This window comes from Paraburkholderia madseniana (assembly GCF_009690905.1).
Taxonomy (GTDB): domain Bacteria; phylum Pseudomonadota; class Gammaproteobacteria; order Burkholderiales; family Burkholderiaceae; genus Paraburkholderia; species Paraburkholderia madseniana.
On the sequence record NZ_VOSW01000011.1, the window covers coordinates 17,357 to 39,150 of the forward strand.

Annotated in this window: 17 protein-coding genes and 1 pseudogene; 8 read left to right on the plus strand and 10 right to left on the minus strand. The window is 59.0% G+C overall.

Annotation, left to right across the window (positions count from 1 at the left end):
- Positions 1–84: 84 nt before the first annotated feature.
- Both FSO04_RS07845 and FSO04_RS07850 read left to right on the plus strand, forming a co-directional pair.
- On the plus strand, positions 85–1,398 hold the full coding sequence (locus tag FSO04_RS07845) for an SUMF1/EgtB/PvdO family nonheme iron enzyme (protein WP_154559130.1): 1,314 nt from the start codon (positions 85–87) through the stop codon (positions 1,396–1,398).
- A gap of 624 nt (positions 1,399–2,022) precedes the next feature.
- Complete coding sequence (locus FSO04_RS07850; protein ID WP_154559131.1) at positions 2,023–3,192, plus strand: porin; 1,170 nt, start codon at positions 2,023–2,025, stop codon at positions 3,190–3,192.
- A gap of 135 nt (positions 3,193–3,327) precedes the next feature.
- Here FSO04_RS07850 and FSO04_RS07855 read toward each other — a convergent pair whose 3' ends face one another.
- From FSO04_RS07855 to FSO04_RS07865, 4 genes are all read right to left on the minus strand, one after another.
- Positions 3,328–3,687, minus strand: coding sequence for a DUF4148 domain-containing protein (locus FSO04_RS07855; protein ID WP_154559221.1), 360 nt, complete (start codon positions 3,685–3,687; stop codon positions 3,328–3,330).
- 360 nt (positions 3,688–4,047) lie between these two features.
- Complete coding sequence (locus tag FSO04_RS47050) at positions 4,048–4,260, minus strand: hypothetical protein (protein ID WP_199203015.1); 213 nt, start codon at positions 4,258–4,260, stop codon at positions 4,048–4,050.
- Between the two features lie 765 nt (positions 4,261–5,025).
- Positions 5,026–5,274, minus strand: coding sequence for a hypothetical protein (locus FSO04_RS47055; RefSeq protein WP_199203016.1), 249 nt, complete (start codon positions 5,272–5,274; stop codon positions 5,026–5,028).
- 478 nt (positions 5,275–5,752) lie between these two features.
- Entirely contained in the window at positions 5,753–6,418 is a 666-nt protein-coding gene (locus FSO04_RS07865; RefSeq protein WP_414693395.1) for a nuclear transport factor 2 family protein, read from the minus strand.
- Positions 6,419–6,849: 431 nt separating this feature from the next.
- On the opposite strand from FSO04_RS07865, the gene FSO04_RS07870 reads away from it, so the two are divergent.
- Together FSO04_RS07870 and FSO04_RS07875 are read left to right on the plus strand one after the other, a co-directional pair.
- A complete protein-coding gene (locus FSO04_RS07870; protein WP_154559133.1) occupies positions 6,850–7,566 on the plus strand; it encodes a metallophosphoesterase family protein in 717 nt (238 codons plus the stop codon).
- A 56-nt stretch (positions 7,567–7,622) separates the two neighbouring features.
- Entirely contained in the window at positions 7,623–7,940 is a 318-nt protein-coding gene (locus FSO04_RS07875) for a plastocyanin/azurin family copper-binding protein (RefSeq protein ID WP_372342359.1), read from the plus strand.
- A 380-nt stretch (positions 7,941–8,320) separates the two neighbouring features.
- On the opposite strand, the gene FSO04_RS07880 is transcribed toward FSO04_RS07875, so the two are convergent.
- A complete protein-coding gene (locus FSO04_RS07880) occupies positions 8,321–9,508 on the minus strand; it encodes a TIGR03118 family protein (RefSeq protein WP_154559224.1) in 1,188 nt (395 codons plus the stop codon).
- 528 nt (positions 9,509–10,036) lie between these two features.
- Between FSO04_RS07880 and FSO04_RS07885 the strand changes: the two genes are divergently transcribed.
- Positions 10,037–10,534, plus strand: a complete 498-nt coding sequence (locus FSO04_RS07885; protein ID WP_166618157.1) for a class I SAM-dependent methyltransferase — start codon at positions 10,037–10,039, stop codon at positions 10,532–10,534.
- 5 nt (positions 10,535–10,539) lie between these two features.
- On the opposite strand, the gene FSO04_RS07890 is transcribed toward FSO04_RS07885, so the two are convergent.
- Entirely contained in the window at positions 10,540–11,931 is a 1,392-nt protein-coding gene (locus tag FSO04_RS07890) for a DUF3300 domain-containing protein (protein ID WP_154559135.1), read from the minus strand.
- A gap of 365 nt (positions 11,932–12,296) precedes the next feature.
- The gene (locus FSO04_RS07895; RefSeq protein WP_154559136.1) at positions 12,297–13,628 is read right to left on the minus strand and encodes a hypothetical protein; all 1,332 of its coding nucleotides are present in this window, start codon (positions 13,626–13,628) and stop codon (positions 12,297–12,299) included.
- Between the two features lie 410 nt (positions 13,629–14,038).
- On the opposite strand from FSO04_RS07895, the pseudogene FSO04_RS07900 reads away from it, so the two are divergent.
- A pseudogene (locus tag FSO04_RS07900) lies at positions 14,039–14,291 on the plus strand (DDE-type integrase/transposase/recombinase); the annotation flags it as partial.
- Positions 14,292–14,529: 238 nt separating this feature from the next.
- Here the strand turns inward: FSO04_RS07900 and doeB are convergent.
- From doeB to FSO04_RS07915, 3 genes are all read right to left on the minus strand, one after another.
- Positions 14,530–15,555, minus strand: coding sequence for a N(2)-acetyl-L-2,4-diaminobutanoate deacetylase DoeB (doeB, locus tag FSO04_RS07905; RefSeq protein WP_154559225.1), 1,026 nt, complete (start codon positions 15,553–15,555; stop codon positions 14,530–14,532).
- A 182-nt stretch (positions 15,556–15,737) separates the two neighbouring features.
- Positions 15,738–16,946 (minus strand): ectoine hydrolase DoeA, encoded by a 1,209-nt coding sequence (doeA, locus tag FSO04_RS07910; RefSeq protein WP_154559137.1) that lies wholly within the window; start codon positions 16,944–16,946, stop codon positions 15,738–15,740.
- 73 nt (positions 16,947–17,019) lie between these two features.
- On the minus strand, positions 17,020–18,174 hold the full coding sequence (locus FSO04_RS07915; RefSeq protein ID WP_154559138.1) for a branched-chain amino acid ABC transporter substrate-binding protein: 1,155 nt from the start codon (positions 18,172–18,174) through the stop codon (positions 17,020–17,022).
- A gap of 733 nt (positions 18,175–18,907) precedes the next feature.
- On the opposite strand from FSO04_RS07915, the gene FSO04_RS07925 reads away from it, so the two are divergent.
- Both FSO04_RS07925 and FSO04_RS07930 read left to right on the plus strand, forming a co-directional pair.
- The gene (locus FSO04_RS07925; protein ID WP_168435601.1) at positions 18,908–20,386 is read left to right on the plus strand and encodes an NAD-dependent succinate-semialdehyde dehydrogenase; all 1,479 of its coding nucleotides are present in this window, start codon (positions 18,908–18,910) and stop codon (positions 20,384–20,386) included.
- A gap of 10 nt (positions 20,387–20,396) precedes the next feature.
- Complete coding sequence (locus tag FSO04_RS07930) at positions 20,397–21,794, plus strand: aspartate aminotransferase family protein (protein ID WP_154559140.1); 1,398 nt, start codon at positions 20,397–20,399, stop codon at positions 21,792–21,794.

Sequence of the window (21,794 nt, forward strand, 5' to 3'; positions counted from 1 at the left end):
GTTTTTTAGCGCGCATTCGTCTTGGCATGGCTCCTGCGAGCGGGTACAGTCTTTAGTCCGTCCCCCGCAAGGAGACCTGGCGAAATGAATCGCGACCCCGCCCCGCATCACCCGCTCGTCCAGCGTCTAATCGACGCGCGTCAGATTACCGACGCATTGTTTTCTATCGTCAAACCCGAATTTCTGTACGAACGGCCGATCCGTGAGCGCCACCGGATCGTGTTTTACGTCGGCCATCTGGAAGCTTTCGATCGTAATCTTTTCGATCAGCGCCTGTGCGATCTGCCGGCATTCGATCCGCACCTCGACGAGCTCTTCGCTTTCGGCATCGATCCTGTCGACGGCGGCTTTCCGACCGATCAACCCAGCGACTGGCCCTCGCTCGACGCCGTGCGTGCCTACGGGTTGCGCGCCCGCGAGCAGATCGACCGCGAACTCGACGCGCTGAGCGACTCCGCACGCGTCGGTCGCAAGGGCGCCCATGCTGACGCGTCCGAGCAGTTGCTGAACGTCGCGATCGAGCATCGGCTGATGCATGCCGAAACGCTCGCGTACATGCTGCATCAGTTGCCGCTTGCGCAGAAGGTCACCGGGTTGCGGGAACCGGTGCTCACGCGTCCTGAGCCGCGGCCGGCGTTGTCGTCGATGGTCAGCGTGCCGGCTGGCGCAACGGTGCTCGGCATGTCGCGCGAAAGTGGCCATTTCGGCTGGGACAACGAGTTCGGCGAAAAGCGCGTCGACGTGCCCGCGTTCGAGATCGACCGTCACATGGTGACGAACGGCGCGTTTCGGGTGTTTATCGAGGCGGGCGGCTATCGCGAACGGAAGTGGTGGACGGACAAGGATTGGGCCTGGAAAGAAGCCGAACATATCGAGCATCCCGCCTGCTGGTCGCAGCAAACCGGGAGCGATCAGAACGGCGCATGGATGCTGCGCACGATGTTCGACGAAGTGCCGTTACCGCTCGACTGGCCCGCGTACGTGAGCCACGCCGAAGCCAGCGCTTACGCGCGCTGGGCCGGCAAGACGCTCCCCAGCGAAGCGCAATGGCAACGCGCCACACATGGCGCACCGCACGCCGCATCGGGAAATTTCGATTTTCGTAGCTGGGACCCGCAGCCGGTCGACGCATATCCGGACAACGTCAGCGCGTTCGGTGTGGAAGGTCAATTCGGCAATGGCTGGGAGTGGACTTCCACGGTGTTCGACGCACTGCCGGGCTTTGAAGCGTTTCCGTTTTATCCGGGCTACTCCGCCAACTTTTTCGACGGGCAGCATTACGTGATCAAAGGCGGTTCGGCACGCACCGCGCAATGCATGTTGCGGCCGGCTTTCCGGAACTGGTTTCAACCGCATTACCAATATGTGTATGCGGGCTTTCGGTGTGTGAAGGCGTGACGAACAAAGCATAAGCTGATGCCCAAAATCACCTATCACTTTAATCCGACAAAGATCATCTATCGGTTAACTTCACAACCAGAATCAGCTATCGCTTTAAATTTGGCCGCGAACGTTACGCGGTCAAACCGTCGGCCGCCGTCGTACCCAATTGGAAACACGTTGCTCGGGATTCCCCTGACGGACCATAACCCAGAGCCCTTAAGCGCTTCCCTGGTACGCCGCAAGGGCTCGCTTTCTTCAGACGGTTGCTGAGCGCCCAGGCAGCAATGCTTGGGCGGAACGCTATCTTCTGGGCATCGGCTGTGAGCAAACCGCCCAGTTCGGCGAACGCTTCCGACAAAAAAAATCTTGCCGAAGCCGCGTTAAGCGTGGGCATCGGCTGTCTACGGATACGGTAAACGGCAAGCATGCTTTCTGCTTTCGCGGGACGAAATTCGGCCGAATTCCAGGCTATTTCGGACATATTCCTTTAGAAGGTCAACTCTGTTTTTCATTAATTGAAAGGATAGTTAATTATCAGGTGTCGCATATCGGACACGATCTGTATTTCAACTTTTTACATTATTGTTTTACGCGATTAGTCTCTCTGCATGAGGATTGACGTCCAACGCAGGAGATGAGATGAAACGCACCACCTTTTCGATAATTTCGCTGGCCGCGCTCACGTCCGCCGGCGCCGCGCATGCGCAAAGCAGCGTGACCTTGTACGGCACGATCGACACGTCGCTGACCTACGTGCACAACGCACAGGGCGACAAGAATCTCTGGGCTCTCGGTAACAGTAGTGCAGGCAATCTGTCGGGTTCACGTTGGGGCCTCAAGGGAACGGAAGATCTTGGCGCCGGCCTGAAGGCCATCTTCCAGCTCGAAAACGGTTTCGATCCGAGCACCGGCAAACTGGGGCAAGGCAGCCGGCTATTCGGGCGGCAGGCCTACGTCGGTTTGACGAGCGATTCGCTGGGTTCCGTGACGCTCGGCCGCCAGTACGATCCGCTGATCGATCTCGTACAGGGCATCACCGAGGACAACTATTTCGGCAGCGCATTCGCAACCGCGGGCGACGTCGACAATTACGACAACAGCTTCCGCGTGAACAACGCGGTCAAGTACACGTCGCCGGTCTGGTCGGGTCTGCAGTTTGAAGCGATGTACTCGTTCGGCGGCATCGCGGGCAGCACCGGCTCGGAGCAATCGTATTCGGCGGCGGCCGCCTATAACAATGGCCCGATCGCCCTCGCCGCCGGTTACTTCTATGCAGCGAACAGTCCAGCGTCGGCGGGCCCACGCAGTCCGACAGCGGGTTGGAACAGCACGTCGGACGGTACGTTCGATGGCCCGATCAACAGTGGATACCAGACCGCACACTCGCTCGGGATTGCCCGCGTCGCAGGCCAATATACGCTTGGGCAGTTCACGCTCGGGGCCGCCTACAGCAACTCGCAGTACCGCCGCGACAGCGCTTCGGTGTTCGCTTCGAACGAGAAGTACAACACGGGTCAGGGATTCGTGAACTATCAAGCCACCAAGGCCCTTCTGGTCGGCCTGGGCTACAGCTATACAAAATCGAGCGGCGATACCTCCGCGACGTATCACCAGGTCTCGCTCGGCGCTGACTATTCCCTTTCGAAGCGCACCGATGTGTATGTGACCGCCGCCTATCAGCATGCGAGCGGCGAAACCGGCAATGGCACAGGCGGCACAACGGCGGCGCAAGCCTCGATCGGCTCGTACGGATACGCAGGCACCAGCAGGCAGGAAATGGTCAACCTCGGCCTGCGTCACAAGTTCTAGAAGACCTGTTGCATGTGCCGGGCATGCAACGAAACGGGCCAGTTCTGGGAATGGGGGCGCGCAGGGGTGCTGCGCGCTCAGAGGACGATGCTCGGCGACCGGATGGGGCGCCAGCGGCTCGTCCCACCTGACTGTTTAATGGGTGCCGAAGTAAATCGGCTTCGTGCCATCATGGGCTGCGGGGCGGGCGGCTGCGGGGGCACCGGATGCCGACGAACCGCTGACCACTCCACCCAGTCCACCGGTGTCAGCTACGGGGACCTGTGCGGTCGCATTTTTCGCATTTTGTGCCGCCACGCGAGCCTCTGCGGCCTGGATGTCGGCCGGATAGTCGGTATCGTCGGCATTAGCCGGGTTGTAGCCTGCCTTTTCGAGCTGGACAAGCTCGGCGCGCACTTGCGCACGCGTCACAGGCGCGTTCGATTGCTGGGCAAACGATACGACCGGCGCGGCCAAAGCCGAAGCGAGAACGACGGCGGGAATGAGTGCTTTCATCATGGCGGCTCCAATTCACAGTTTACTTAGCATTCCAAAATACAATACGGCAAGTTTCCACTTTTGGAACGTCCCGTCGCACGAGTTGCATGGATCTCCTTGATCCTTGTCAACCGTCCGGCGTGTACTGGTTAAACCACGACAAAGTCCGTTTTATTCCCGATTAGCAACTCGAGGCCGCTGAAATCGGGGGCCACTCGTTTTCAGTGCAATAAACGACGGTGCGCAAAGCCCGTAAGGACACGGAGGCCGGTAGCGACGCACGCCCTCTCGCTGGGAACCAGCACTCGCTATCACCGCGACGATCGGCGGCTACGACCCGTGCGCGGTCGCCGATTGCGGCTCGAACCAATTTGTACTTCAATCCGCTGTCATGCGAAGACGACGGAGTAGTTCCGCCCCAGCTGGCGTTACCCGAAATCTGCCATCGTCGAAAGCCGTAGGTACAATTTCGACGAGCCTCGCTTCTTGAAGAGCGATCGCATCTGGATCACCAGGTGCGACCTGGTTGGGCGCATCGAGCAGTAGAAACAGAATGGCGATCTCATGGTGACTCAGCAGCGATTTCATCATCGACCTCAGGCATACACGAGTACTGGACAGGGAGCGCATCGGCGCGACGAACAACTTGGGTTTCGAATGACTTACATGTTGCGGCGAATCCGACGTGGCGCCCGTCAGAACGCTGTTCATCGACTTTACGGAGCCCGTCTAACTACGTTTATGAAGTTTGGTTTGGCATTAGCGGGCCGCGATCGATACTGATGTGTTCAGGCACTTCGCTTTGCGGAATCATGTCACCGGTATTAAATGGCGGTGGACGTGTGTTTGGCTTGAATACGGGGTCGCCTTTGCGTATCGCTGTGCGGGTGGACCTGCTCTCGAGCATCGCGGTGCTCTCCTGTCTCGAACCTCGCGCCGGATCGGCGCATTTCGTTCATGCACCGCGAATTTGCAGGCGGACCGTCTGCTCGATCGCTGGCATGCTCTCCCAGCCTATACCGAAGTCGCTCGAAATTTATTCCAGCTTCGAACTGAAGAAAATGAATGCGAATATCGCCGCTCTGGCGATGGTCCTACGGTTAGATCTACCGCGAGTTGAAGTACCCAGTGATTCTTACCGCGATCACAGTGCCGCCAGACAAAACATCGAGGGACGCATGACGAACGACGACCGAACCTGCGGCACTGCGGCGGCAGGACCGCAAGCCGAAGCGTTTGAAGGACACGGTCCACGCCTACGCACCGCCCTCACCTGCACGGCACGGGCCGACGCGGGCATGCTCGCCACCGAACGTCGACGTACCGAGCTTGCTGATGATCGGCACCGCAGCTCCGCTACGCTGCAAGCCGACGACCCGTCAATGCCGGCCGTGCAATCGCAGGCGGAAATACACACCAGCAGCCGTCATCGTGCCGAAAGAAGAAAATCGCATGCGAACCGCTTGGGGCCAAGGCCTCGACGCGCACATAGCGTCTCCTCTCGCAACCAATACGGCCGAATTGAATTACGCGGAGCCGCGTCGTCGGTGTCGGCGTAAGCCATTTTTCTACCAAGAACCGCAGGGACTTCTCGGCGATGTTCATGTTCGCCTCCTTCCATTTCTGCCGCAGCTCACGACGATCAGCTATCGGTAGCGGAACCCTGCGACCTGCAGATCGCGCTGCGTACACTGAGCTAACCACGCCAGCGTCCGCTTTATTCCCGAGCCTCGAACGTGGCGGCATGCCGCGATTTCGGGCGCGCCTGTACAACTCGCCCGAGTTTTTGCGAGTTTTCTTGATCAGAGCCAAACCGGTCCGGATGCGGCTTCCCGTTGGACGGACAGTCGAATGGCGGGAATAAAGGTGCGTCGTTTCAAGTGCAACAGTGAGATCAAGGGGAACCGAAGTGCGATCAATTGAGCCAATGCGACCAGTTCGTTGATTGGTGTGGCTTTCGGCCACCGAGGGGGTTGCATCTTTAGTTCGATTGACAGCGGTGTTCGGCAGCCTCGACTAAACCGCGGCGCGCTGTCTGGCGCGAGGAGAGGCCCGCGGCAGACAGCGTGTTTCGCCGGATCGACTAGAACATCGTGTTGTCGTTGGCCGACTGCTCGGGCACGGGTTGAATCACATCCCAGTGCTCGGCGACCTTGCCGTGCTCGACGCGGAAGATATCCACGATGGCGTTGCCGCGGTCTTGCGGGTTGCTGGTCGAGTGAACATGCAGAAAGACGAGATCGCCGTCGGTCGCACTGCGCACGATGGCCGAACGGGCATCGGGGGCATGCTTGAAGTATTCGGTAAAGAAGCTGATGAACGACGCGGACCCGGTGGGCACATGCGGATTGTGCTGAATGTAATTCGGTGCGAGCACGGTGCTAGCAGTCCTGAGATCGTGCCTGTTGAACACCGCATCGTAGAAGTTCACGACTAGCGCGCGGTTGCGCTCTTCCTGGGCAATATCGCGAGCGGCCGGATGAACCGGCGCGACGCTATCTTCGGCGCGGGCCACATGGCTTGCGATCAGCACAAAGAAAGCAGCGGTGGCTGCCGCGCGCTGGAGCAAGGAGGTTCTGTTTGGCATGACGGTCCCATTCTTTTCGTTGAAAGCCAGCGGCTGCAAGGACTTTAGCATCCGCAGGTGGCGGCGACGAGACGGATCTTGCCGGCGCATCGGCGCTCCCGCGCCGAATCGCTTGCGGCATTGCAACCGCGTCGCCATACCATCTGCGCCGGCCGCAACCATTGAGGATAGGGAATGTGTGACAACCTCTCGTCTCCAGGCTTCTCGATGCGCACATTCTTAACTACCTTGCTACATCGTGTCGATTCGGAATCCGTTCGATACGTAGAGGGCGAGTTCCTGCATTGACGGTGTCCATCGTTCACGCCGTCAGGCCGCCCCACGCTGCTGCGCCGCGAATATCCCCTTTTTCAGACCTGTTCCTCTTTTACTGTCGCCTCGTCAGCTTTCTGCATTGGCGGCTTGTAGCCAATCGACACCCGGCTACGGTCTCCCGACACCGGGAAGCCCGCAGACATTCGCGACTTCGCAAGCCTGGCGAGCTCAGGTAGTGGGAATAAATCTCCAATCGGGCAGGTACTCCCTACTGAAGGCGCCCGTTTCTTCCCAGGCGATCCGGCCGCTCAGCTTGCTGATTCGCTTGCGAGAATCTCATGTCGTCACAGAACCCATCCGATCCTTCACGTCGCAGGGCCTTGAGGTGCATGGCCTATGGCGGACTCGGAACGCTGTTCACGCTTTCCGGCGGCGTGCTCACGCCCATCGACCTGGCCATAGCGCAGGAAAAGAACGGACAGTCCGTGGACATAGGCAAACCGTTGTTCCTGCAGATCAGCGACACACACATCGGGTTCAACAATGAAGCCAACCCTGATGTGTCGGGAGCACTCAAGCAGACCATCGATCTCGTCAAGAGCATGCCCACGAAACCTGCTCTGGCCATTCATACAGGCGATATCACCCGCCTCTCGAAAGCTCAGGAGTTCGACCTCGCATCCCAACTCCTGTTCGAATTACCGGTCCCGGAACTTCATACCGTCCCGGGCGATCACGACGCAACGGATGATTCCACCGCGGAATATTTCTGCCGCTTTGGCGAGGCCTCGGATAACAGAGGCTATTACAGCTTCGATCATGACGGTGTTCATTTCATCAATCGTCAACGTCATGCATCTCTCCATGGCAGAGGCAACATCACCTTCCATACGGCTCGCTCCACTGCCTTTCCTCAACCTACCGCCGGGAATGGCCCAGGCCCGGTACCGCTGACGGTTGCGCGCGACCAGTTGCCAAGAATGCTTGGCGTGACGACCGTCTCGTTCGCCGGCCATCCCGGTGTCGCCCCGCTTCACGATTCAGCAACTGCATAAGCTTCGAGGAGATCATTGTGAAAAATCATTCGTTACCGAAATCCGTATTTGCGGTCGTGTTCTGCCTGGTAGCGTCTGGAGCTACAGTCACGGCGTCCGCACAAAGCGCGAGCGACTCTCTCGTGACGATAAAGAATTTGATGTTTTCGCCCTCGTCCGACACGATCAAGGCCGGCACGACGATCACGTGGATGAATCTCGATGCGGAGCCGCACACGATAGTCCACGACGTAGGCGCCTTTGACGTGGGCCTCTTTCATTCGTATGACCTCGATCAAGACGACACGTTTTCGTACAAGTTCGACAAGCCCGGGATCTACAAGGTCTATTGTGGGGACCACCCCGACATGAAGGAAACGATCACGGTTCAATGACTCGAACTACTGTGGTCTGAGCCGAGTAACGCCATGCATATCTGGAGCATTGACGTACAGCGCGTCGACCGCGAAATCAATCACTACGATGCCGTCGTGCCGCTTGTTGTGCGGATAATGCAGCTTCGGCCGTGGCGCTGTCACGTTAAATTTAAAGCGATTCTTCATTCTTCATCACGCGATCTAACTCGACCATCTCAGCAACGTGACAGTGCCAGCCGGCCTCCTCGTCGCGGTGAAGCGACGGGGTTAAAGTCAGTTTGCGAAACGCTCTCTGACCCGACGGAGGTCGACATGAACTATTGTGGCGTAGACCTGCATTCGAACAACTGCGTGTCGATCGCCAGGAAGCTGCGCAGGGAGCCACGCGCGACTGCCGGCTATTGCCTGTGCTGATCGGATCCTCGCGATTTGGAGACGCTCAATGGAGCTATGGTACCGAACAGTCCATTGGTCTCTTTGTTAGGACCCGCCGAGAAGTACAGCGTGTCCGAGCTCGAGTTGCGGCCGCCACCGAGTGTCAGAGACCACAGCCCGTCGATAGCCACTGGATTGCCGAACGGATTCTCCAACTGATCGACGAACGTGCCGTCATCGTTGAAGACATTGATTCGGCCGTCGCCGAAGTTGCCAATCAGGATCTTGCCGCTGAAGCGGCCGAATGCAAACGATGCGCGCGTGATGCCCCAGGGCGAATTGAGCGCCCCCCGGCTGGCGAAGCGGTGCAGCAGGTGGCCGTCTGTATCGAATACATCGACGAATCCATGACCTCTGCCTGCAACATCGTCGTGCTTCTGATCGTTCTGCTGTGCATAGGTGACAAAAAGGTCGCCATCGATGTTCGCGATACCAAACGGCGCGTAGCCGGCCGGGATGTCCGGGTCGGTGAAGCCGCCGTCCGTCGTCACGGACGTGAACAAGCCGTTCGTACCGTTCGGCCCGAATACGTCGATCCGACCCGAGCGGAAGTTCGTGGCGAACAGGAAACCTCCTTTTGCGTTTACGCCGAAGACGAGACCCTTGTAGACGGCCCCGCTGGCGGCGGACGGAAAGGACGAGTTATCGGCCGCGATCACGGCGTTGGTCGGCGGATTCAACCCACCGGCCCAAGCGGAAATCGTGCCATCCTCGGTCGCGAAGATGAATGCGGCCTGGATCGAGGTACCTGGCACGAGAAACGCCGATGAGGGATTCCACACGATTCCGGTCGGCGCCGCAGGCGTGGGATTCGGTGGATTGTTGGGAAAGACGGGATGACAGGCGCCGGCCGGTATGACATTGCCTGGCAGCGGGATGGAGACCTGCAGCGCCACCTTTGTCCCCTCGCCGTCATACAGCGTGGAGCAGCCTGTGGCATTGTCGTTGATCCAGAATGGACTTGCTGCCGGACTAAAGGCAATACCCCAGGCGTTCTGTAGTACCCCGTCGACCTTCGGGGCAGCGCCTGCCAGGTTGGACACGAGTGGTGTGACGACGTAAGCATCATCGTCAGCGGCATGCCCGATTGTGAAACCGGCGGCGAGGACGATCACGGCCGCCGCTTTGAGCCCCCAAGAAACCTGTGACATGACTACCCTCCTCAGCCTGACTGGTAAGAAATTGCTCCGCGAGTTGGCGCCTGAGGAGGCTAAACGACCGCGGTCCTTCAAATATTCCCGCTGTACTTCAAAAATAATTCCACTTGCCACCCGGTCGTATGGCGCGACTGAGTTAACAGCGGCTGGCTCAACAAGATCACGATGGGCTGCGGAAGCACGGCGCGCCAGAAAGCGGCTTCCCACGCGACATCGGGCGGAATATTTCGAAGCCCACTTACGTTCTGCTAGCGCAGGTTCGCCTGCACCGGCGAGCACGGGTCCTTCATCCGCGAAAAAGGTACTCATGGCAAATTCGTAACGATTCAGTCGGTTTCGCGTCAACTACTACCTGATATTCTTGAGGCGGTTTCCGCAATCGCATCACGACTGGGGTACATTTGTAGACCGTCCGACGTCGTGTTCTTTCCTCGCATGAGCCTAAATTTTTTCAAGCAATGGTTAAGAGGCCCTGCAACCGTAGGCGCAGTGGCTCCCTCGTCGCGTTGTCTCGCCGATGCCATGGCTGACGGCGTTGAGGCTTTCGAGGCGATCGTCGAGGTGGGGGCCGGCACCGGAGTTGTGACGGACTCTCTCGTGCGTCGGCACCCGTCAGCGCGGCTGATCGTATTCGAACTCGGAGATCAATTGGCCACCGAACTGAGAGGGCGATTTCCACAGGCGCATGTGGTCGGCGGCGCATTCCATGCGAACGCTTCGGTCCTTCAAGACCTGCCAGCGAAAACTATTATTGTGTCCGGACTGCCGTTTCGTTCGCTTTCGTCTGATGTCGTCGAACCCACGGTTGCCGCATTCGCTGAACTCCTTTACGCGGACCGGGCTCGACGTCTTGTGCAGTTCACGTATCAACCGAGAGTCCCGTTTACGGCCCCTGTAGGGTTGTGTTGGCACCGCATCAAAACAGTCTGGCTGAATGCGCCACCAGCGAACGTCTGGCATCTGAGCAGCAAGACCAACTGGCAAGGTAGCGACGCGGCGGAGCTTGGCGCGTCGGCCTGATCTCTTCAGCGTGTCCTGGCGCCGTCCGACGTCGCCGGCCGCGCCACCCCGCCCGCAGGACGGAATGCGGGCGCTGGCATGCCGCTGACGCGTCCGGGCATGGCTGGCGCCTGCATGCCAAGGCCGCGACCGGACGGTACGAAGCCTGGCGCGACGTGTAGCATCACCACAGCGGTTGGCCGCGGCATCGGGTGCGGCATCTGCGCTGGAGGCGCCCGCTGTACTTGAGGCGCCTGTACGTGGGGCACCTGCGGTGGGTGAGGTACCTGTGCGCGGGGCGCCGTCCATACCTGAGGCGTCTGCGCATGAGGACCCTGCGGCGCTGGCACCGGAGCCGCCTGCGGATGCGCGGTCCCCGGCATCCCCGCGACGGCCGGCACGGTGCGCGATGAAGGAACGGCCAACGCTGCCGGATTTCCGCGCGAGGCCGGGCGCGCATCCGGCGACGCGGCGTTCGACGCAAACCGGCTCTGCACGACCGGGTCGCGGTACGGAACGCCGCGCCGATGCCACGGATCGTGCGTCCACTCGACTCCCGACGGCCTATGGTGGCGGTCCAGGTCGGCGAAGCGGTCGCGGTCGAGGTCGATGTGGTGCCGATGCCAGTCACAATGCTCCCAACCCCACAGCGGGACGACTATGGCTACGCTCACCCAGCCGAAGCCGAACGGACCGGGCACCGCGTCGTAGAAGTCATTTGGGAAATAGTCGGGCGGATAAGCGGGATAAGGCCAGGCGCCATAGGCAACCGTCGGGTTGTAGACCGGAACGTAGACGGTGTCCGCGCGGGCGGGCTGGATCGTGATGTCCTGCCCGACCTGGTTGACCGCCTCCTCCGGTATCGACTGCAGCGTGCCTGCCGCCTGCGCACGCTGGCGAAGGCGCTGGATCGAATCCATGACCACCGGCTGGCTGGCCAGAAAGGCGTCGCCAATGCGCTCGGTCCACTCGAGGTTGTCATCGAGCATTTTCAGCACCTGCGGAAATGGCACGAGCGACTTCACACTCGGATCCCAGGGCTGCTGCTCGAGCGCGTCAGTCAACTGCCCGCCCTGGAGCGCCGAGTTGCCCGGCTGCTGAACCCAGCGATCGGCTTCGACGACTTCCAGTGGATAGGTCGCCGCCATCAGGATCTGGGCGACCAGCGGATCAGGATAGAGCGCGATCGGCGCGAGCATTTGATCGAGCTTCTCCGCCGTCAACGGCGCGACGGCCTGCGGCGCCGGCTGGACCTCGCCCTCACCATGCACGCCCGATGACGCTCCGAGGATCAGGCTTGCCAGCGTCCCGGCGAGAATCCGGAACATGGTCGACTTCATCTTACCTCCTCGCAAGGTGCGATCCACGCAGATCGGCTGCGGATCGCCCTCGAACCAGACATCGCTGGTCTGTTGCACTTTTGACTCCGTTCGAACGTGCAAATTCGCGAACGCGGGGCTGCTGGCCGATCGAAATCGTTACCGCCGTTACAGCTCCACGGAGAGAACGATCGGGACGGGTGGCAAATTCCAGCGCCGCCTCCAGCGCTGCGCGGGCGATCGGGTTCCAACGCGGGGATTGCGCCATCGTCACGGCGATTACATTGGGATGTTGGGATGCGCGGCGCGCAACGTCGAAAGCTCGAGGTCGGACCGAATCGTGAGTGACGCCCGGCCTGCGGCGCCCTGCGCGCCGGGGGTCGAAACGAGAGATGCGCGTCCAGCTACGACCAGTTGAAGGGACCAGCCAGGGTATGCGGAGGCGGTTTGCTGGGTGGCAGGCATTAATCGCCGTCCTCCTCGTGCTGACGATGTTTCCAGCCCTTGTGCCAGCCATTGTCGTGCCATTGCCGGCGGTCCCTGTACTCGGCCTCATATCCGTGGCCGTAGGCAACGGGCACTTGCGCGTACACGATGGGAGGCTCCTGATACACGACTGGGGCGCGCTCGTATACGACGGGAGCCGCTTCAAAGACGACGGTTGGCGGCGCTTCATATACTGGAACGTACTGCGCCGAACGGAGGCGATCCTGCGTGGCGAAATCGCCCGCACGACCGGGCCGCCCCGTAGCAAACTGCGGTGCAGCGAAATCCCGGGAAGGCACAGCGCCGCGATCGACCGGAGCGGAAGGTACGTGCCGGGCGATCTCAGCACGGGAAACGGCGGTTCCGCGAGAAGAAGCCGACGATGATGGCGCGCCACGACCGGTCGAAGACGTCTGTCGCCTTGGCGGTGTCGATCGGGTGATGCCGAGCGCCTGCCGCACGCTTGCCATAAAGTGCGACGCCCAATTCCCACGATTTTGGGGCACGCCGTTGCCCGCTTTGCCAGGCCGCCCTGTAGCTGGCCGCGGTGCAGCAGAAGCCCGGGAAGGTGCCGCGCGGCGTTCGAACGAAGTGGAAGGCGTAGGCGGGGCGAGTGCGGTACGGGCGATTGCGGTTGCGCGAGCAGGAGTTGCGGTTGATGGCTTGACCGGACCGGACGAAGACACTTGTTGCGTTGCCGATGCCGGTCGGGTTATCCCGAGCACCTGCTGTGTGCTCGCCTTCGATTCGACGTGGGCGCTCTGATCGTGGTTGGGCCAGACATCATAGGTGACGGCACCCACGACGCCGACGGCCAATGCGCTTGCCGACGCAACCCAAAACCCGGTGCGTCCGAAACGCGTAGGCGGTGCGGCCGGTACTGGATCAACGGCAAGATTGGCGTACACAGCCGGGCTTCCTGCACCCAGATGCAGCAACCCCGGCCGTCCGGGCACGGCGCCGGCCTTCGATTCATTTCGTCTGATCTGTCGATAGACTTTGCTCACACTTGTGTGCAGCCGAGGGAACCTCCTGAAGAGGATGATGAGCGAAACGATCACGCACATCAGCGTGTTGGCCAGATTCATCCAGAACATTCCATTCGGAATTCCCCGGCTCATTTCGAGGAGCATAAGTGCGAACGTGCCATTGCTGAGAGCCCAGCTCGCCCAACTGAGCAGACTGTGGCTGCGCACGTCTGCTTCCCTCGCGAGGAGTTTTCCGATGGTCGGAAGGTACGTCAGGATGCGCGCCCCATTCCAGAACAGGAACATCGCGCTAAGAGCCTGGATGTAGAGTTCGTGAGACATCTCGACTCCCTTGCCATGCATGGCGGACCGGCTCCGGCCACTACGATCATCCGCATCGTCTGGTCGCCAACATTGAGGTTAGGCATGAAAAGCCTGCCGACACCGCGTCGGGTCGCCCGTCCGATGGTCCGATCTGTCGACCGCGTGGGTAGCAACGTTTTCATAGCGCACTGGCTCATGATAGAAAACTTGTCGCAACATTGCTGCTCCCCGTCTTCTATCGCCTATGGATGTGCTGAACGAGCCGGTGAATCGGTAAATCTGAGACGTCCTGGTGACTTGAAGGTCGACAAGTCGTAGCACCGAGGGTGCGCCTTCTCGTTCGGGTCACTGGAGATAGACGTTTGTCGGTTGTTTCGCGATCAGGTCGCCACGGCAAGAAAGTTCCGCGATGACAAGGAATCCTTATGTGGCGTGTCGACGAAACCTATCTGAAAGTTCGCGGCAAGTGGATTTACCTTTATCGATCGGTTGATCGGGCCGGCCACACCGTCGACTTCACGATATCTCAACAATCTGATCGAGCAGGACCATCGCTACATCAAGTTCCGGACGAGCGTCATGGTCGGCTTCAAACGTTTCAGGAGCACCGCGATCACGCTCGCAGGCACCGAGTTGATGCATCGCATTCGCAAGGGGCAATTCTCGCTAACCAGCTTGTGACTCAAAGACATTGCCGCGCCCGCTGTCTGGAATTCCGTCCTTTCTACTTGATACGGTATCCTTCCCATACCAGAAATCTCGTCAAAACTGCCTACTTGCACCAGAGCCATATATTCCACCCAGGTCAATCGGTGCAAGTTGAGACATCGGGATTTTTTTACAGAAGAGGTTACAGGTTGAATGGGCCGACGCGAGCCCATAGCCGCGATAGCAGCAATCGCGCGTCTCAGAGAACAACTCAGCCGGCCACTACTAAATCGCGCTCGACGACTATTGCAACAACCGCGATCGTGTCGCCGACTTTCACCAACCCAGGAAAGTGTCGGGCTACGACAATCCCGTCTCGCCGTGCTCTGTATTCGACCACCGGCACGCCGGTGCGACTCGTGTCGTAGATGCGTGCCAGGACATCGCCGCACGTAACCGTTTCGCCCAGGTCGCGGCACATCTCCAGCAATCCGCCGTGGGCGCTGGTGGTGTAGCAGGATCCGTCCGGCATATCGAGGAGTGTTGTCCTGCGCCGCTCGGTACCCGGTTGCCCATCACCCTCCAGGACGCCGGCGTACCGCAAGAAGCCACGCACGCCCCGGTCAGCAATAGCGACGCTTTTCGCCGTTGACGCACCGCCACCGCCGAGTTCCGTCGATACGAACACCTTGCCAGCCTCCTCGACTGCCGTGTCAAACATCCCGACGCTGTCGAGTTCGAGAAGCCGCATCGAGTACGGGGCGCCGAATGCTCGCATCGCGGCCTCGCAGCGTGCCTGCTGAGCCGTGTCATCGAGCACGTGGATCGCGGCAAACGGCACGAAATCAAGCGTGCGACCGCCAGCGTGAATGTCGAGCACGTAATCCGCAAGCGGGAGCAGGTACCGCTGGAAGTAGTCAGCGATTTTCTCCGTCACGGTGCCGTCGGGCCTGCCAGGGAAGCTGCGGTTCAGGTTGCCCGCGTCGATCGGCGAAGTGCGCGTACCGGCCTGGAACGCCGGATAGTTCATGAACGGAATGATAATGACCCGTCCACGCACGTCATGTGCGCGAAGCTCGCCTGCAAGCTTCGACAACGCAACGGGGCCTTCGTATTCGTCCCCGTGGTTGCCGCCCGTAAGCAAGACAGTTGGTCCCTCACCACGTTTCACGACCGCAACCGGAATCATGACCGCACCCCACGCAGAATCGTCCCGTGAGTACGGCAGTTTCAAGAACCCATGTTGCTCGCCATCGGCGTCGAAATCGACAGTGGGGGTTATTGGTGAAGCCAGCATCGGGGCATTCCTTGATATAACTTCGTGTGGCGCCTTACGGTAGCTCAGGACAGCTTGATTGGACATCACCGGCGCCCCGGTCGTCACCGTTTCGCACAACAACTAACTCACAGTGCTCCGGAGAAGTTGAGTAGCAATGCCCTCATCCACTTCTCCCGAAACACGTGTCAACTTAGAACAAGTCAGTTTTTGACAAAGAGCTTCCGCGGAACATCGCACAGACATGACGAACCTGTCGGTGTAATTACGATGCTCTCGGTAATCTCCAGTCCCCAGTCCTCGAACCACAGGCCAGGCATGAAGTGGAACGTCATGCCCGGCTCCAGCACTGTTTTATCCCCGACGCGCAGGCTCGTAGTACGCTCGCCCCAGTCTGGGGGATAGCTCATTCCGATCGGATATCCCACGCGACCACCTTTCTGAATGCCGTGCCGATTCATGACAGAAAAGAAGGCCGTTGCAATATCCTCGCACGTGTTTCCCGGCTTGGCAGCTTCAAGCCCAGCCTCAATTCCTTCAATAACCGCTTTTTCCGCGTCCAGGAATTTCTGCGGAGGCTGACCGATATATACCGTTCTCGACAACGGACAGTGGTATCTTCTATAAACCCCTGCAATCTCGAAGAAGGTACCCGCACCGCTCTGGAACTTCGAATCGTCCCACGTCAAATGAGGAGTAGCAGCCTCAATTCCGGTCGGAACCAGAGGCACAATCGACGGATAATCCCCACCGAAATCATCCACACCCCGAATCGCGGTTGCGAAAATTTCAGCAACCAGATCGTTCTTCCGCATACCCGGCTCGATCAAATCGAGGATTCGAGCGTACATCTTCTCCAGGATGCGCCCCCCGATCCGCATATAGCGCAGTTCGGTCTCCGACTTCACGGCGCGTTGACGGTTAACGAGCCCTGTCGCATCCACCCACGAGTTCTTCGGCAAATGCTTCTGCAGTGTCGTAAGCGACGCCGCAGAAAAGTAGAAGCTGTCCATTTCCACCCCGACAGCCAAACCTTCCCAGTGACGACCCGCAATCACTTCGCGAGCAAGGTACTCCATCGGATGCAAGTCACGCTGGACATACTCCTCCGGGTACGCGAACAATGCGGAATCGGTCATGTAAGTGGTCGCTTTGGCACCGTTGAGATCGATGCCGCGTCCGAACCAGACGGGTTCGTTATCCATCGAAACAACCACACATTGATGGTTGTAAAACGAATAGCCATCGTACCCCGACATCCAACCGATATTGGCGGGGTCCGACACGATCAGCAAATCCATGCCTCTCGCGACCATCTCGGTACGTACTTTTTCTAAGCGAACCAAATATTCCGCGCGATCGAAAAACTTTCGAAGCTTTGGAAATCCGGCGTCACCTGAGATTTCGCTCATTGACAATACCTCATAACTTGAGAGACAAACATCCGGAAGCTCGACTCAATCAGTTGCTCCCGGACGGAACCGCTTACATCGTCACTTGGTCGACGAACGTCTTCTTCCCGTTTTGATAGTCAAAGATCGAGATCACACCGTTCCGAAGATCCCCTTTCTCATCAAATCTGGTTTCACCAGTAACGCCGCGATAGTCGGTGGCCGGCGTCGCAGTCAGAATCTTTGCTGGATCTGTCGAATTCACACGACGCATCGCATCTACCACGATATACACGGCGTCGTAGGTGAACGGTGCATAGATTTCCATCGCATGCCCAAAACGCTTTTGATATTTGGCCTTGAACGCGGCGCCTCCCGGCATCTTCTCCGGGGACGCTCCGGGCTGAGAGCACACTACGCGATCAACCGCGCTTCCCGCCAGCGCCTCCAATCTGTCAGAGCATACGCCATCACCCGAAAGAATCTTCGCCTGCAAGCCGAGTTGTGCGGACTGTTTGGTGAAGGGCCCCCCGGTTGCATCCAGACCGCCATACATGATTGCGTCAGGTCTTTCACTCTTGATTTTCGTCAAAATGGCGTGAAAATCGACAGCTTTATCGTTCGTGGTGTCTCGAGACAGGACTTGGATACCCAGGTTTTTTGCCGCCTTTGCGAACTCATCCGCCAAGCCCTGGCCGTATGCCGTAGCATCGTCAACGATCGCAACGGTTTTGATCTTCAGTTTCTCGCTTGCATAGTTTGCCAGCGCAGGACCTTGTTGCGCGTCAGTGGCAACCAGGCGGAAGACGTTTTTGAAACCCTGTCGCGTGAGAGTCGGGTTGGTCGCCGATGGTGTGATCATCGTAATTCCCGCGTCGCTATAAATTTTCGATGCCGGAATCGAAGTGCCCGACTCCATGTGACCAACGACCGCCACCACTTTCTCGTCAACGAGCTTCTGTGCCACCTGGGTAGCCGTCCTCGGGTCTGCGCCGTCGTCTTCACCGTCCAATTGCAGGACGATCTTCTGACCACCAATCACGAGGCCTTTTGCGTTGATCTCTTCGACCGCGAGCCTTGCACCATTCTCGTTGTCTTTACCCAACTGTGCGACAGGGCCGGTGAGCGGAGCAACATGGCCGATCACCACTGTCTCATCTGCGACCGCCGGTGCCGAGTAGACGGCCGCGAAAGCACATGAGAGCGACGAGAGTGCCGCAATATACGAAAGGGATTCAATTTTGCGCATGATCACCACCTGTTATTGAACGTGAGATAACTCAAGATGTAGCGTTATAAGCGTATGTAAAGCAAAAGGCGCAACCACGCCGTTCGTCGTGAATCTTTCGAGATTACGGGTAACTCAAGGAACCATCCGTCACACGCTCTTCACCATAGAAGGCCGTATGCCATCCAATTAAATGCGCCTCTCCTGAAGCACCAAATCGCTGTTTCCCTTCCGTTCGAGCGTACGCGTGATTACTGAAATCGGAATGGTCAGTGGACTCCGTCGTCACGTTGCGTTGCGAAGCACTGTCGGCAGCGGGATGTCCGATCTGAACGGCTTCGCGACGTGAGCCAGGTTTCATGCCTCCTCTCCTCGAGTTCATTCGGAATGAAGAGAGTTTCCGCCGGCAATAAAAGCGCAATACGGCGTTTGGTCGCTGCATCACGCAGAGAATCTGCGTTTTTTTCTTCGTCGCGCACAATTTGTGCGGACCTTCAACTGGCAGTGAATCGTCGGTTGTTTGACTACCGGAGATGTTGTGCGCCGGGCCAAGAGTCGTAGCTCGTGCGGTCGGGCGTGTAGCGGCCAGGCGCCTCGACGGGAATACGCCCTCAATGTCACGCGGCGTTGAAAAGCTGCGTAGTGAGAGGAACATCGCCGGAATTCGACGTCACAATCAATTCAAGTGCGCTTTTTCAGCGAGGCACCGACGCTACCATGTATACGTCGTTTGACGAGCTTATAAGGACACGTCGTGAAAGAGTTAGCAAGAAATGCACTGGCTTCGCTGAGCCGCGCGGACCTGTTGGAACACCGGTCCTACGTGAACGGTTCGTGGAAAGCCGGCCAGGAGAAGATAAGTGTCATCGATCCCGCAACCAGCGAGGTGATTGCCCAAGTGGACATGCTTTCCGCGCACGCCATTGATGCCGCGGTCGATGCCGCGCGAGCTGCGTTTGAAGGCTGGCGCGAACTTGTTCCGACCGCACGTGGCGCGATTCTTCGAAGGTGGGCTGCATTGCTGCGGAGCAACTCCCAAGACCTCTCCGTAATCATGACGTCGGAGCAAGGCAAGCCTATCAAGGAATCGCGCGGGGAGATCGAGTACGCCGCGAATTTTCTCGACTGGTTTGCAGCTGAAGGCGAACGTGCCTATGGTGAGACTATTCCGAGCCACCTGGCGGGTAGCCGGCTGACTGTCACCTGGCACCCAATCGGAGTGACGGCGGCGGTTACGCCCTGGAATTTTCCAATCGCGATGATTACGCGTAAGGCCGGCGCCGCGCTCGCAGCGGGTTGCCCGATGATCATCAAGCCCGCGCCGGAAACGCCGCTATGCGCGCTGGCCATCGCAAAACTGGCTGACGAAGCAGGTATGCCGGCGGGAGTGTTTCAGGTCATCAACGGCGACGCGGCCGAGATGTCCAAACGTCTTCTTGAAGCTACGGAGGTCCGCTCCTTCAGCTTCACCGGTTCGACCTCGGTGGGCCGAATCCTGCTGCGCCAGTCGGCAGAGACGGTCAAGAAGGTCTCGATGGAACTGGGCGGTCACGCACCTTTCATCGTATTTGATGACGCGTCTCTCGAGCTCGCGGTCGAGGGCTGTATCGACGCGAAGTTTTCGACGTCCGGCCAGGATTGTCTTGCGGCAAACAGAATCTACGTCCAGCGATCCATCTACGAGCAGTTCGTCGAGAAGTTTTCGACCGCTGTCAAAGACCTGAAGGTGGGACATGGTCTGGATCCCAGCTCCGACATCGGCCCGATGACGCGTCCGTCTGTGTCTGCGAAATGTCGCGACCAGATTGGCCAGGCAATAAGCGCGGGAGCTCGCGTCGTTGCAGGTGGAGGCACCTCTGCGCTGGGGCACCAGTTCGTTCTTCCGACAGTTCTGGCTGACGTCGCAGATGACATGGATATTGCGAAGGAGGAGACGTTCGGTCCGGTCGCCGCAATCCTGCCGTTTGATACCGAAGCTGAAGTACTGCAACGCGCAAACAATTCCGAATACGGTCTCGCTGCGTATGTCTACACGAGCAACCTGAATCGTGCGATGCGTATGTCCGATCGACTGGAGTACGGGATGGTGGCCGTCAATACGCCGAAGTTCACGGGTGCATCGATTCCGTTCGGGGGATGGAAGCAGTCGGGCCTTGGGCGGGAAGGATCGCGCTACGGCATGGGTGATTACATGGAGCAGAAGTACACCTGCTTCGGCAATTTGAAGGATTGAGGAGATAGACATGGATATCAAAAAGATTTCGGAAATGGATCGCAATTCGGTCCTCCACCCGTTCACGCAGCTTCACGATTTTGCTGCCGGGAAGGCCGGAGATCCCACGATCGTTGAAGGTGGCAAGGGCATTCGCATTCGCGACGCCGAAGGCCGCGAGTACATTGACGGGTTCGCCGGCCTCTACTGCGTCAACATTGGCTACGGCCGCGACGAAGTCGCCGAGGCGATTGCGCGGCAAGCCTACAAGCTCGCCTATTACCACACGTACGCCGCACACACGACGGAAGAGCTTGCCAAACTGTCTGACCGCCTCGTCAAGATGGCGCCGGGCAAGATGAGCAAGGTGTTCTACGGCCTTTCCGGCTCCGACGCCAACGAAACGCAGGCGAAGCTCGTCTGGTACTACAACAATCTTCGCGGGCTGCCGAAGAAGAAGAAGATCATCGCGCGTGAACGCGGATACCACGGGTGCTCGGTTGTGTCCGGCTCGATGACGGGCATGAGCTTCTATCACGACTACATGGACCTGCCGGTCTCGGGCATTTTGCATACGGGCGTACCCCACTATTATTGGGGTGCAAATCCGGGAGAGACGGAGCTGGAGTTCTCGGCACGTCGTGCTCGCGAGCTGGAGGAACTCATTCTTCGTGAAGGCCCGGAAACTGTCGGTGCATTCATCGCTGAACCTGTCCTCGGCACGGGCGGCATCACGCCTCCACCGGAAGGCTACTGGGCAGCGATCCAACCGGTTCTGGCGAAATACGATGTCCTGCTGATTGCAGACGAAGTGATCACAGGCTTCGGTCGTACCGGCGCGATGTTTGGTTCGCAAAAGTACGGGATCGAGCCGGACCTCATCACCGTCGCGAAGGGGCTCACGTCGGCGTACGCGCCACTGTCGGCATGTATCGTGGGTGAAAAGGTCTATGAGGTGCTCGACGCAGGTGCACAGAAGGTCGGTGCCTTCTCGCATGGCTACACGTACTCTGGCCATCCGATTGGCGTTGCAGCTGCGAATGCAGTCCTCGACATCGTCGAGCGTGAGGACCTCCCCGGAAATGCCGCCAACGTCGGCGAATATTTCCAGACGGCACTAGAGGATGCGTTCAGCGATTCGCCGATCGTCGGTGAGGTTCGTGGTGTTGGCCTCATGGCAGCGGTTGAATTCGTTGCTGACCCGGCGACCAAGCAACGCTTTGACGCGCAACTGAAGGTCGGGGCACGAGTGTCGAAAGCCGCTCGGGACCGCGGGCTGATCGCTCGCGCGATGCCGCACGGCGACATCCTGGGTTTCGCTCCTCCGCTCACGATTACCAGGGCGGAGATCGACGAAATCGTTGGCATTGCTCGTCAGGCGGTCTCACAGGTTGCGAACGAACTGGCCAAAGAGCCGACGCATTCCTAA

Coding starts and splice junctions, on each gene's coding strand:
- FSO04_RS07850 (WP_154559131.1), top strand. CDS start 2,023: ATGAAACGCACCACCTTTTCGATAATTTCGCTGGCCGCGCTCACGTCC.
- doeA (WP_154559137.1), bottom strand. CDS start 16,946: ATGAGCGAAATCTCAGGTGACGCCGGATTTCCAAAGCTTCGAAAGTTT.
- doeB (WP_154559225.1), bottom strand. CDS start 15,555: ATGCTGGCTTCACCAATAACCCCCACTGTCGATTTCGACGCCGATGGC.
- FSO04_RS07915 (WP_154559138.1), bottom strand. CDS start 18,174: ATGCGCAAAATTGAATCCCTTTCGTATATTGCGGCACTCTCGTCGCTC.
- FSO04_RS07845 (WP_154559130.1), top strand. CDS start 85: ATGAATCGCGACCCCGCCCCGCATCACCCGCTCGTCCAGCGTCTAATC.
- FSO04_RS07880 (WP_154559224.1), bottom strand. CDS start 9,508: ATGTCACAGGTTTCTTGGGGGCTCAAAGCGGCGGCCGTGATCGTCCTC.
- FSO04_RS47055 (WP_199203016.1), bottom strand. CDS start 5,274: ATGAACATCGCCGAGAAGTCCCTGCGGTTCTTGGTAGAAAAATGGCTT.
- FSO04_RS07930 (WP_154559140.1), top strand. CDS start 20,397: ATGGATATCAAAAAGATTTCGGAAATGGATCGCAATTCGGTCCTCCAC.
- FSO04_RS07895 (WP_154559136.1), bottom strand. CDS start 13,628: ATGTCTCACGAACTCTACATCCAGGCTCTTAGCGCGATGTTCCTGTTC.
- FSO04_RS07870 (WP_154559133.1), top strand. CDS start 6,850: ATGTCGTCACAGAACCCATCCGATCCTTCACGTCGCAGGGCCTTGAGG.
- FSO04_RS47050 (WP_199203015.1), bottom strand. CDS start 4,260: ATGATGAAATCGCTGCTGAGTCACCATGAGATCGCCATTCTGTTTCTA.
- FSO04_RS07855 (WP_154559221.1), bottom strand. CDS start 3,687: ATGAAAGCACTCATTCCCGCCGTCGTTCTCGCTTCGGCTTTGGCCGCG.
- FSO04_RS07865 (WP_414693395.1), bottom strand. CDS start 6,418: ATGGTTGCGGCCGGCGCAGATGGTATGGCGACGCGGTTGCAATGCCGC.
- FSO04_RS07885 (WP_166618157.1), top strand. CDS start 10,037: ATGGCTGACGGCGTTGAGGCTTTCGAGGCGATCGTCGAGGTGGGGGCC.